General features: G+C 54.4%; 8 protein-coding genes. 3 read left to right on the top strand and 5 right to left on the bottom strand.

The window, feature by feature from the left end; translation table 11 throughout:
• The first annotated feature begins 380 nt into the window (after positions 1–380).
• Entirely contained in the window at positions 381–4,709 is a 4,329-nt protein-coding gene (locus V3O24_RS18035) for a DEAD/DEAH box helicase (RefSeq protein ID WP_331308260.1), read from the top strand.
• Positions 4,710–4,928: 219 nt separating this feature from the next.
• Here V3O24_RS18035 and V3O24_RS18030 read toward each other — a convergent pair whose 3' ends face one another.
• Positions 4,929–6,272: a sigma-54 dependent transcriptional regulator gene (locus V3O24_RS18030; RefSeq protein WP_331308259.1), complete on the bottom strand. Its 1,344-nt coding sequence runs from the start codon at positions 6,270–6,272 to the stop codon at positions 4,929–4,931.
• Positions 6,269–7,897 carry a HAMP domain-containing sensor histidine kinase gene (locus tag V3O24_RS18025; protein WP_331308258.1) on the bottom strand — a complete coding sequence of 543 codons (1,629 nt, stop codon included), beginning with the start codon at positions 7,895–7,897 and terminating at the stop codon, positions 6,269–6,271. The genes V3O24_RS18030 and V3O24_RS18025 overlap by 4 nt, the downstream gene beginning before the upstream one ends.
• A 293-nt stretch (positions 7,898–8,190) precedes the next feature.
• Between V3O24_RS18025 and sucC the strand changes: the two genes are divergently transcribed.
• A complete protein-coding gene (sucC, locus tag V3O24_RS18020; RefSeq protein ID WP_331308257.1) occupies positions 8,191–9,360 on the top strand; it encodes an ADP-forming succinate--CoA ligase subunit beta in 1,170 nt (389 codons plus the stop codon).
• Positions 9,357–10,223 (top strand): succinate--CoA ligase subunit alpha, encoded by an 867-nt coding sequence (gene sucD / locus V3O24_RS18015; protein ID WP_331308256.1) that lies wholly within the window; start codon positions 9,357–9,359, stop codon positions 10,221–10,223. Before sucC ends, sucD begins: the two co-directional genes overlap by 4 nt.
• Positions 10,224–10,297: 74 nt before the next feature.
• On the opposite strand, the gene V3O24_RS18010 is transcribed toward sucD, so the two are convergent.
• Genes V3O24_RS18010 through cbiB form a run of 3 tightly spaced genes read right to left on the bottom strand, consistent with a single transcriptional unit; the run spans position 10,298 to position 12,766 of the window.
• Entirely contained in the window at positions 10,298–11,326 is a 1,029-nt protein-coding gene (locus V3O24_RS18010; protein WP_331308255.1) for a lytic murein transglycosylase, read from the bottom strand.
• A gap of 49 nt (positions 11,327–11,375) precedes the next feature.
• The gene (locus V3O24_RS18005; RefSeq protein WP_331308254.1) at positions 11,376–11,873 is read right to left on the bottom strand and encodes a bifunctional adenosylcobinamide kinase/adenosylcobinamide-phosphate guanylyltransferase; all 498 of its coding nucleotides are present in this window, start codon (positions 11,871–11,873) and stop codon (positions 11,376–11,378) included.
• A complete protein-coding gene (gene cbiB, locus V3O24_RS18000; RefSeq protein WP_331308253.1) occupies positions 11,870–12,766 on the bottom strand; it encodes an adenosylcobinamide-phosphate synthase CbiB in 897 nt (298 codons plus the stop codon). Before cbiB ends, V3O24_RS18005 begins: the two co-directional genes overlap by 4 nt.
• Between the last annotated feature and the right edge of the window lie 202 nt (positions 12,767–12,968).

The following is a 12,968-nucleotide window of genomic DNA, read 5'->3' as shown; positions in this document are numbered from 1 at the left end:
GTCAGGACCTGTTTAATATCGCCGGATCAAATCTGAACATTTAAAACTGCTCACTATGTTTATATCAATCAGAAATTTGATCGCGTAATGCTTAATCATTAGTCCTTAATGCCGCATTGATTTGGCGCTGCATTCACTTCATCTATTGCGGTCTTAGGCCGAGAAGGGTTTAAGTTCGTATATATCAGAAGGTAAAGCGCTACCCTCACCTTAAAAGCCAACATCATACAAATCTTGTTGTTTTTAAATCAACCGCCATCTTACTGGCCTGATAAATGGATGCTGATTTGCAGGGATGACAGAAATCCGAGTAGTGGCTGGATTGACGATCCGATTCCGTTCATACTGGCCCCCGTATTCTCAAGCTGAATTCCGATGCCATGCCGTTAACATCGTTTCATCCCGTAGTCGCCCAGTGGTTCAATACACATTTCGACGCCCCCTCGGACGTCCAGCGCCAGGCTTGGCCTGCCATTCGTGCGGGCGAATCCACGCTGATCGCCGCCCCTACCGGCTCGGGTAAAACCCTGGCGGCGTTTCTTGCGGCCATCGACCAGTTGGTGCAACAGGGGCTGGAATCGCCGTTGCCGGATGAAACCCGGATTCTCTATGTATCACCGCTCAAAGCGCTGTCTAACGACATTCACAAAAACCTGGAACTGCCGCTGAACGGCATCCGCCTTGCACTGCTGGAAAACGGCCTGCCCGATGTCGCTATCCGGGCCCAGACCCGCACCGGCGATACCTCGACGGCAGAACGCGCGGCCATGAAGCGCCATCCGCCCCATATTCTGGTCACCACGCCGGAATCTCTTTACATATTGCTGACCTCGGATTCAGGACGCGAGATGTTGAGTTCGGTGCGCAGCGTTATCGTCGATGAGATTCATGCGCTGGCAGGGAACAAGCGCGGCGCACATCTTTCGCTTTCCCTGGAACGCCTGGCGCAGCTGACCGCAACGCCGCCGGTGCGCATCGGTTTATCCGCCACGCAAAAACCGGTCGAACTGATGGCGCACTTCCTGACCGGAATCCAGGCGACGCAATGTACGATTATCGATACCGGCCATAAACGGCAGCGTGATTTACAAATAGAAGTCACCGGCTCGCCGCTGGAAGCTGTCATGGCGGCGGAAGTCTGGGGCGAAATCTACAATCGTCTGGAACAGTTGATCGAGCAACACCGCACGACACTGATTTTTGTGAACACCCGCCGTCTGGCCGAACGCGTGGCCGCGGCGCTGGCCGAACGCTTGGGCGAAGAATTCGTCACTTCCCATCACGGCAGCCTGGCCAAGGAACACCGGCTGGCCGCGGAGCAGCGTTTAAAACAGGGCTCACTCAAGGCCCTGGTGGCGACGGCTTCACTCGAGCTCGGTATCGACATCGGTGAAGTGGATCTGGTTTGCCAGCTGGCCTCGCCTCATGCCATATCAACCTTTCTGCAGCGGGTCGGGCGATCCGGTCACAGCCTTGGCGCTACGCCGAAAGGACGCCTGTTTCCGCTGTCGCGCGATGATCTGGTGGAATGCACGGCCATGATGGCAGCGATTCAACGGGACGAACTGGACCACATTTCAATTCCCGAGCATCCGCTCGATGTACTGGCGCAGCAAATCGTCGCCGAAATTGCCGGCCGCGAGTGGCACGAAAACGACCTTTATCAGGCCTTTTCCGCCGCATGGCCTTACCGGGAACTGACCCACGAGCAGTTTATAGACGTCGTCAAAATGCTCGGCGACGGCTTTCATACGCGGCGCGGCCGACGCGGCGCTTATCTGCACCGGGATGCCGTTCACGGCATGCTGCGGCCTCGCAAGGGCGCGCGGCTGACCGCGCTGATTAACGGCGGGGCCATTCCCGATCAATTCGATTACGATGTCATCCTGCAACCGGAAGGCATTTTTGTCGGTACCTTGAATGAAGACTTCGCTTTTGAAAGCCTGCCGGGCGATATATTTCAACTGGGCAACAGCTCGTATCGAATGCTCAAGATCGAACAGGGCCGCGTCTATGTTGAAGATGCCCACGGCCAGCCGCCCAATATCCCGTTCTGGATCGGTGAAGCGCCCGGCCGCAGCGATGAACTGTCGCTTGCGGTATCGAATTTGCGCGCGGCCGTAGATGCCAAGCTCGAACAGGGAGAAGACGAGGCTTATCGTTATCTGAAAGAGAACCTGCTGCTTCCCCATGCCGCGGCGGAGCAACTGGCGCACTATCTGGCCGCGGCCAAGGCGGCTCTGACGGTATTGCCTACACAGCAGAAAATCGTGTTTGAACGCTTTTTCGATGAAACCGGCGACATGCATTTCGTCATCCACTCGGCTTACGGCTCCCGGATTAACCGGGCCTGGGGCCTCGCATTGCGAAAACGCTTCTGCCGCCGCTTCAACTTCGAACTACAGGCCGCCGCCGGCGAAGACACCATTGTGTTGTCGCTAGGTCCAACCCACAGTTTTCCGCTGGATGAACCCGCGCAGTACCTCAAGGCGGCTACGGTCAAAGACATCTTGGTACAGGCGCTTTTAGCCGCCCCGATGTTTCCGTCGCGCTGGCGCTGGGTTGCCAACACCGCGCTGGCCGTGCCGCGCAACCGCGCCGGAAAGAAAGTCCCGGCCTATTTTCAACGCAACGACGCCGAGGATCTTATCGCCCTGGTCTTCCCGGATCAGCTCGCCTGTCAGGAAAACATCGCCGGAAACCGGGAGATTCCCGATCACCCGCTGGTCAACCAGACCTTATCCGACTGTTTGCATGAGTTGATGGACATCGACGGCCTGGAACGGCTGTTGACCGGCATCGAAGGGGGAACGGTCACCGTCATTGCCCGTGATTTGGCCAGCCCTTCCCCGCTGGCCCTGGAAATACTCAACGCCCGGCCCTATGCCTTTTTGGACGACGCCCCGGCCGAGGAACGCAGGACTCTGGCGGTGCAGCAGCGGCGGTTCATGGACCCGCAAAGCGCCGCCGACATCGGCCGCCTGAACCCCGAGGCCATCGCAAGGGTGCGGATCGAAGCCTGGCCGGAAGCCCATACCCCGGATGAACTTCACGACGCGCTGGTGGTTCTGGGGTTTCTGACCGAAACCGAGGGCGAACGCGGCCCGCTTTCTAACTTGCACGACAATCTTGCCCACGGCTGGCCCAGCCTGATGGAAAGCCTGCAAAAGAGCAAACGCGCGACCGTCATGACCCTTGCCGATGACACGCGCCTATGGATTGCGGCCGAACGCTTGGAGGTTTTGCAACTGCTGTTTCCGAAGGCCGTTATTCATCCTTTCATCGACCCGGTTGCCGCTGGTGAAGCAAGCGATCAGGACAGCGCCGCAACGGAAATCATCCGCAGCCGCCTGGAAGGTTTGGGGCCGGTCACCGCAGCGCAACTGGCAGATCCGCTGGCGCTTGACATCGCCGCTATTGACCGCGCCTTAATCGCTTTGCAACAGGAAGGCTTCGTGATTCAAGGAAGGTTTACACAGGAAAACACTGCGACCGAATGGTGCGAACGCGGCTTATTGGCCCGTATTCATCGCTATACGCTCAAGCAATTGCGCACTGAAATAGAGCCGGTAGCTCCTGCGGACTTCATGCGTTTCCTGTTTCGCTGGCACGGCCTGGATGATCCGGGCGAGGGAGAAGCCGCCTTGCAACAGCGCTTATTGCAATTGGAAGGTCTCTGTCTTCCGGCCGTCAGCTGGGAGGCCGACATTCTGCCGGCCAGAATACGTTTCTATCTGTCTTCAGATCTCGATAAATTGTGCGGCTCCGGCAAAATCACCTGGCTGCGTTTACAAGCTCCTAGCGGGAATGCGTTGAACAAACGTAAAAACCCTGCCGGAAAATCCACCTCAATCAGCTTTATTAGTCGGCCTAATCTTCCGCACTGGCGCGTCTATGCGCCGCTGCCGGCCAATGAAGCGCTGGATTTGTCCGGCAAAGGGCAAAAAGTCTACGATGCGCTGAAGCAATGGGGCGCCAGTTTCTTCGAGGACTTGCTGGCAGAAACCGGCCTGCTCAAATCGCAATTGGAAGAAGCGCTGGCGGAACTGGCCGCCTGGGGACTGGTTACGGCCGACAGTTTCCAGGGTTTGCGCACGCTGATCACGACGCAGAAAGTCCAGCAACGCCGCAGCAAAAAATATCCGCATCACGATCCGTTCGCCGCCTCCGGCCGCTGGTCGCTAAACCGGCCAAACCAGCCCGTCGAAACCGACCGCTATCAGCACTGCGAATACATCGCGCGAGTCCTGCTGCGCCGTTACGGCATTGTCTTTCGCAAGCTGCTGGACCAGGAAGACATTCTGCCCCCGTGGCGGGAATTGTTATATGTGTTCCGGCGCATGGAGGCGCGGGGCGAGCTGCGCGGCGGCCGCTTCGTGCAGGGCTTCGCCGGGGAACAATATGCCTTGCCCGAAGCGGTAAGGGCCCTGAGAGAAATCCGCAAGCAAACCGGGCAGGACGATCTTATTGCCATCAGCGCCGCCGATCCGTTGAATTTAACCGGTCTGGTTACGCCGGGACAACGCGTACCGGGACAGCCGGGTCAGCGCATTTTATACCGAGACGGAATTCCGATTGCCCATAGCGCGCACGATAAAATCAGTTTTCTTGTGCGCGTTGAACCGCAGGATGAATGGCGGATCAAGAATGCGTTGCTGCGTAAACCAAGCTTAACCGCTTACCAACACACGGCCCGCCCGCCGGTTTGATCTGTTTTTTAACGGCAACCTCATATGAAATAACTTGAGCAAGTTTTATTTTTCATTTTTTAACCATGAAGGACATGAAGCGGCATGAAGGTTTAAGCCTTCATGTCCTTCACGCTCTTCATGGTAATTGCCTAAATTAATTGATGCACGATCCTAAGTTGCCGATTCCATTCGTGGTGAGCTTGTCGAATTGTTAAGCGCTTCTTTAGCGAGCGGGGCTCAATAATCCATATCGAGCTGCTTCAAGCGATAGCATAACGACCTGAGCGACAGCCCCAGCTGTTCGGCGGCGGCTGTTTTATCCCAGTTGTTGTCTTCCAGCGCCTGGGTGACGGCTTTTCTTTCAATTTTTTCCAGATGTTCCGCCAATGATCCCAAGGAGGGGTCAAAATCCTGCGATTTAGCGACCTTCTGGCTGTCTACCGGCAGATTCAAATCGTCTGCCTCGATGCTGCTGCCGTCATACAACGCAAGCGCCCGCTCCAGGATATTTTCAAGCTCGCGCACATTGCCCGGAAAATGATAGCGTTGCAATGCCGCTAATGCCGATGCCGACAAGACCGGCCTATGCTGTTTATCGGCATCGGCCAGTTTGACTAATATCTGATCGACAAGGACCGGTATATCGCCGGGCCGCTCCCGCAACGGCGGGACATGAAGATCGATCACATTGATACGGTAATATAAATCCTGCCTGAAACTGCCGTCCTTAACCATATCGCCAAGGTTTTTATGGGTCGCGCTGAGCAAACGAATATCGACCGGAATTTCCTGCTGCTCTCCGACCGGGCGAATCTTTTTTTCCTGTATCGCGCGCAGTAATTTGACTTGCAAGGACAGCGGCAGGTCGGCGACTTCATCAAGAAACAGGGTGCCGCCTTCCGCGGCCTGGAAAAAGCCTTTTTTGTCGCTGACCGCCCCGGTAAAGCTGCCTTTTTTATGACCGAAAAATTCGCTTTCCATCAGCTCGTGCGGAATCGCTCCGCAGTTAATCGCGACAAAAGCATGGTCGCTACGGGAGCTGCGCTGATGAATCAGCCTTGCAACCAGTTCCTTGCCGGAGCCTGATTCGCCGCTGATATAGACCGGGGCCTGGCTGCGGGCGAGTTTATCTATTTTTGCCCGGATCTCCTGCATGATTACTGATTCGCCCAGCAGCGAGTCGCGCGGTTGCCTTGCTTTAACAGAGCCTGCTTCGGAAAGTTTTAACGCATTGTTAACGAGCAATCTCAGCGCGGACAAGTCAACCGGTTTGGACACAAAATCGAAAGCGCCTTTTTTCATCGCCAGAATGGCCGACTCCATATTGCCGTGCGCGGTAATAACGGCAACCGGTATCGAATCGGGAAGCGTTTGTATGAAATCGACCAGCTCCAGGCCGTTGCCGTCCGGCAGTTTCATGTCGGTCAGGCAAAGATCGAAGGGCTTTTGCCGCAACAAGGCCTTGGCTCCGGCAACGTTTTCAGCGCTGCAGGTCTGGATAGCCATCCTGTTCAGCGTGATTTCCAACAGCTCCCGGATATCGGGCTCGTCGTCTACAATCAATGCCAATGGTTTATTCATAGTTCGATTCTGGTCTGTTCCGCATTTAACAAGCAAAGCCGAAAACAACTCCGGTTATCGGCCGTTAAATAATAGCTCAATTTCGCCTGATTTAATTCGGCCAGCTCTCTTGAGATATAAAGGCCTAATCCCGTACCGCTGGACGATGTGGTAAAAAAAGGTTCAAACAGGTGGATCTGGTGTTTGCGGCTGATGCCGGAACCGTTATCGACGACTTCTATGCAGGGCGCCTGTCGTATCGCGAAAGCGCGTAAAATGATTGGCCCTGACTCGGGCTTTCCGTATTTCAGTGCATTCCGGCACAGATTGTCCATAATCTGCCTTAAATGGCCCGGATCTATCAGCGCGCATAAGGATTCCGCAGGGCACGAGAGCTTGAACGCATCGATGTTCACATTGTGTTCAAGCGTGAAATTGTTCAGGTAACTGTCCAGCCACGGCTTTAGCTGAATCTTTTCCCGTCTTGAGTCGGTTCTTCTGGATAGCTGTAAAATATCGTCAATAATATGGTTGACGCGGACCGAGTGAGTTTGGATGATTTCCGTCAGCCGACGGTCCTGGACGGATAACTGCGGATTTTCCGAGAGCAATTGCCCTGCATGGCTGATCGCGCCCAGCGGGTTGCGTATCTCGTGGGCAATGCTGGCGGTGAGCCGGCCCAGCGATGCAAGCTTGCTTTGCTGCACCTGCTGGTTATAAAGCGCAATATCCTCGAGAATGATCATGTAAAAAAACTCATGCCCGGTCGGCAGGGGCATGAACCGGCTATGAATTTCGGACTGGTTCGGCAGTTGCAGCAGCGCAAGATTCTGTTCGGGATCGGACAGCCAGGTTTGAAATGCCTGCGATAATTGTTCAGAAATATCGCCCAGCGTGACCGGCAGCACCGGTAAATTTGCCAGCCGTAATGCCGACTCATTGGCCATCTGAATCATCTGCTGCTTGTTGGCGATAATGATGCCCGATTGCAGATGCTGGATAATGTACTTGTTCAGGTCCTCGAGCTTGGTAATGGTTTTTTTCTGTTGATCGGCCAGCCGTAATATTTGTTCGCTACGCTTTGCGAGGATATAGGACAGCAAGGCGATGGTAAAAAATGACGCTCCCAGCATTCCGGCGTTGGCATACGAGGTCGAATGAAAGCTGTGCATGTGGGCGGCAACGACTTGTTCGGCCAATACGGCCAGACTGGCCATCGCGGCAAATACCATCGCGCAGCGGCCGCCGATCAACAAGCCGCCCGCCGCGATGGATACCGCAAGCAAGGCGCCCATGCCGCTGTTGATACCGCCGGAGGCATGCATGATCAAGGTCAGAATGAATATGTCGGTAAAAATGAGCAGTTGCGCCTGCGTCGTGTAGCTCGTCAGCCGCCAGGCTATGCAGATGCCCGACAGGATTGACAGCAGCAAGTAGCTTTGGCTGGTGTAGACGAATAATCGGCTGTCGTAAGTGCCGAGCAATGAAGACCCTGAATACTTGTAAAACAACACAACAAACAAACCGGCCAGGATAAGCCGATAGCCTAAAAACACTTTCAGCAATAACCAGGCTTGTTGGGCGGGAATGCCGTAACCTTTGGAGAACGGGCAGGGATAAATGGTCTCGTCGGTATTTGGCGGCATGTCGGTTTTTAGAATGGCGTTTTACAGGGACTTCGTTAAAATGCTTAACAACGGAAACTATTCAGCCACAGATTGACGCAGACGCACACTGACAAAAGATTAAAGGCAAAGAGCGATCATATAGCAGATTTTTTCGCCTTTTGTCTTTTGTCTTTTGTCTTTTGTCTTAATAAAGCAATCTGTTTAATCTGTGTTGATCTGTGACTAAACAATCGCATTAATCGTAGCATTTAGTTGTCATCCGTGTGTGAAAAATACCCGCCGGACCTTACCGGTCAATCGAGGAGTCGTAAATGAATATTCATGAATACCAGGCTAAACAGTTGTTTCTGCATTACGCGATACCGGTGCCTGACGGCAAGCAGGCGACCACGCCCGAAAGCGCCGAACAGGTTGCCAAGGAGCTGGGCGGCGAGGGCTGGGTGGTTAAAGCGCAAGTTCACGCAGGCGGCCGGGGCAAGGTCGGCGGCGTGAAGCTGGCCAAGAGTCCGGCTGAAGTGGCCGGGTTCAGCCGGGACATGCTCGGAAAGCGGCTGGTGACCAAGCAGACCGGCGCGGAAGGACTTCCGATCAACTCTGTGCTGATCGAAAAAACCTACCCGATCAAACGCGAACTCTATTTGAGCGTATTGGTCGACCGGGGCAGTCAGCGCATTATTTTTATCGCCTCGGCAGCGGGCGGCATGGATATAGAAACCGTCGCCCACGAAACGCCCGAACGGATTATCACCGTTCCGGTCCATCCTGCCGCGGGTCTTCAAGGCTATCAATGCCGGAAAGTCGCCTACGCCTTGGGACTTAAAGGCGTGCAGATCAAAGCGCTGGGCAAAATCATGCAAGGCTTGTACGACCTGTTTTTAGCCAAGGACGCCAGCCAGATTGAAATTAACCCGCTGATAGAAACCGACAGCGGCGAACTGATGGCGCTGGACGCCAAGATCAATTTCGACGATAACGCGGTAGAGGCGCATCCCGATATAAAGGCGATGAAAGACCCCGCTCAGGAAGATGAAAAAGAAAACAAAGCCCAGCAATTCGGGCTCAATTACATCACCCTGGAAGGCAATATCGGCTGCATGGTCAACGGCGCGGGACTCGCAATGGCGACGATGGACCTGGTTAAACTGAAAGGCGGACAACCGGCCAATTTTCTCGATGTCGGCGGCGGCACCAGCGTTGAAAAAGTCTGCGAGGCGTTCAAACTGATCCTGTCGGATCATAGCGTCAAGGCGGTCTTGGTGAATATTTTCGGCGGCATCGTCCAATGCGACATTATCGCGGCGGGTATTTTGGCCGCCGTCGAACAGGTTCATGTCGCGGTACCGGTGGTAGTGCGCCTGGAAGGCACCAATGCCGAACAGGGCCGGGCCTTGTTAAGCAACACCGGATTGAATCTTTATGCGGCGGATGATTTGGCGCACGCCGCGGAACAAGTCGTCGCACTGGCTAAGGAGGCCGCATGAGCATTTTAATCGATAAAGACACTAAAGTGATTTGCCAGGGCTTTACCGGCAAACAAGGCACTTTCCATTCCCAGCAGGCGCTGGACTACGGCACAAAGTTGGTCGGCGGAGTTACTCCTGAACGCGGCGGCGAAACCCATTTGGGTTTGCCGGTGTTCAACACCGTGCAGGATGCGGTCAACGGTACGGGAGCCACCGCCAGCGTCATTTACGTGCCGCCTTTTTACGCGGCTGACGCGATTCTCGAAGCGGTCGATGCCGGGATACAACTGATCGTCTGCATCACCGAAGGCATACCGATATTGCAAATGCTGCGCGTTAAAGCGGCGATGGAAGGCACCGGCGCATTATTAATCGGCCCGAACTGCCCCGGCGTGATCACCCCCGGCGCATGCAAAATCGGCATCATGCCCGGCCATATCCACCTGCCCGGATCGATCGGCATCGTGTCGCGCTCCGGCACCTTGACCTATGAATCGGTGCATCAAACCACCGCGCAAGGCTTGGGGCAAAGCACCTGCGTCGGCATCGGCGGCGATCCTATCCACGGCATGAACTTCGTCGACGTGCTGAGCCGTTTTCAGGCCGATGACCAAACCAAAGGCATCGTGATGGTCGGTGAAATCGGCGGCGGCGAGGAAGAAGAGGCGGCAGAATACATCAAAGCCCACGTAACCAAGCCTGTGGTCGCTTATATCGCAGGACAAACCGCGCCTCCCGGCAAACGCATGGGCCATGCCGGCGCGATTGTGACCGGCGGCAAAGGCACGGCGGAAGGCAAAGTCGCCGCGCTTAAGGCGGCGGGGATTGAAGTGGTCAGTTCGCCGACCGATATTGGGGTGGCGATGAAGCGGTGCTTGTAAGAGGAAGGAATAAACGTGGCGGGCCGGAAAACTCGGCGTCCGCTACGTTCGTGGTTTGTCAGGCGCGACGATGCTTAACGCCGGGCAAGAAAACTTGCCACCTTGTTGTCCGACTGATAAATGCCGCGCTTTATGGCCTGAGCCAATTGATGCACCGCCATTGCGTATTTATCGCTGTTATTGTATTTCTTGATTACCTTAAAATTGGGATGGACGCGCCAGTATTCGCTGCCGTTGGTTGCGCTCAGCTCAATGGTTGCATCGCCGCTATAGCCTTTGGCTTGTTCCGCTACCGGCATTTTGCTTTGCCAGCCGTTACGTGAAAAATAATGCGCCACGCTGCCGATCGCATCGTGCTGATCCCAGAGGTTACGATGCCCATCGTTGTTGAAATCGACCGCCAAGGTGCGGAAACTGCTGGGCATAAACTGCCCCAAGCCCATTGCTCCGGCCCAGGAACCGACCGGCTTAAGCGGCTCGTAGCCTTCTTCGCGGGTCATCAGCAAGAAGTTCTCCAGCTCCGAGGTAAAAAACTTGGAGCGCCTCTGGGTGTCGAATGCCAGCGTAGTCAACGCATCGAGAATGCGCGTTTTGCCGACATTGCGGCCGAAAAAGGTTTCCACGCCGATAATCGCAACAATATATTCGGGATCGACGCCGTAAGTAACGCTGGCTTTCTGGATCGCATCCGCATTGCTGCTCCAAAAGGCTATGCCGTTATTGATATGCGCATCGGTGATGAATTGCTGACGGTAGCGCGTCCAGCCACCCACCTTCGGGCGAGCGGGTTTGGGACCGTGGTATTGCGGCGGATTTTCCAGGCGAATAACGTAATCCAGGCGCTTGGCTTGCGAAAACAGGCCGTTCAAATAGCTTTCCGAAAAACCATGCTCAAGCACCATGTGCCGGATGAAGTTTTGCACCGGCTGCGAATGGGCATAAGTCCCGGTTAAGGCCTGCGCTCGATCCTCAACCGAATGATCGGGAATAGCGCCGGTAACTTGACCAGGCGCATCGGTTTTAACCGCCGGATTGCTGGCGCACCCGGTCAACGCGAGCGCCAAAGCCAGTTTAAATAAGCGTTTACAGACTGTGTTTTTCACGGTTGTCTCTTGAATGTGTTAAACGTACTAAAAGATACGGAGTCCGCACCTATTTCATTTTGATCTTTAAGCCCGCACTGCAAAAAAACACCTGCTCGCAATGCTGTCCCATCAGTTGAGCCGCTTTGCCGGACAGGTCGACAAACTGCCGGGCCAAACGGTTGTCGGCAATGACGCTGAGTCCGACTTCATTGTGCACCAGCACCATGTCGCAAGTTAACTGTAGCACCGCTCCCAGTTCCTGCAAAATATCCGCTTCGGGAATTTGATAATAAAGCTGGTTGTTCAGCCACATCGACACGCATTCAACCAAAACCGGCCCCCGGCATTTTTGCAATGTTTCAAACAGTTTAACGGGTTCTTCGATAGTGACAAATAAATCTTCGCGGCGTTGCTGATGAACGCGGATGCGCGCCTGCATCTCGTCGTCAAAAACCTCGTTCGTCGCCAGATAGTACGGCTTATCCGTTGCCGCCTGTTCTAAAATATACGCCTCCGCCAACCGCGACTTGCCGCTTTTGATGCCGCCTATGAACAGTGTTTTCATGACAATAAGGCTCCGGCGGCTAAAAGGCTTAGAACGATCAGATCAATGCCTGTTTTCATTTGCAATGCTTTGGTCAATGCAGATTTGTCGACCGGATTAATGGGTAAACCCAGCGTCGGCTTATGTTTTATTTTTCCGTGGTAACTGGCATCGCCGCCCAACGCAACGCCCAAGGCTCCCGCCATTGCCGCGATCGGGTAACCGGCATTGGGGCTTTCCAGTTTGTTGCCGTCGCGCCGTAAACATTGCCAAGCGCGTTGTTTGTCGTCTGCCAATGCGACAATCAGCAACGCGGTCAGCCGGGCGGGAATGTAGTTGGCTATATCGTCGACTATCGCCGCCGTTTTGCCGAAATAAAAATAGCGTTCGGTTTTATAGGCAATCATCGAATCCATCGTGTTGACGGCTTTATATACCGCAATCCCGGGCAAACCGAACAGCAGCAGGTAAAACAGCGGCGCGATAACGCCGTCGCTGAGATTTTCCGCCCAGGTTTCAAGGCCCGCTTTATAGACTTCGGTTTCGGTCATGTCTTGGGTATCGCGGCTGACCAGATAGCTTAGCGCCTGCTTGGGCTGCTCGGCGGTTAACAGGGCGGCGACGCTTTCGTGCAGCATATTCATCGCCAGCCCGGTGGAGGCAAATATTGCCAAAACCGTCAGCGACAGCCAATCCGGCAAGAAACCGCACAGATAAGCCACTGAGATGCTTATCAATAGGGTTAGTTTTATTAAGCCGACCACCAATAGCGCGCCGGGCAAAATCCGGTCGCTGTAAAAGCGCCGCTCAAACGCATTGATAAAATCCCCCATCAATGCCACCGGGTGCTTGCAGGGGAACTCGCCAAAAATTATATCGACAAGATACGCCAAGGCCGCCAATTCAAAAAACATCGTAATGACTCAGTAGTAAGAAAAAATAGAACGCGGATGACACCGATTTGACTGATAAATACAGATAAAGCCATTAAGGCACGTGCATGAAATAACTTGAGCAAGTTTTATTTTTCATTTTTTAACCATGAAGGACATGAAGCGGCATGAAAGGTTTAAGTCTTCATGTCCTTCATGCTCTTCATGGTAATTGCCTAAATTA

It is taken from the genome of Methylobacter sp. Wu8 (assembly GCF_036440755.1).
GTDB lineage: Bacteria > Pseudomonadota > Gammaproteobacteria > Methylococcales > Methylomonadaceae > Methylobacter_A > Methylobacter_A tundripaludum_A.
This window is presented reverse-complemented; position numbering and strand designations above follow the sequence as displayed.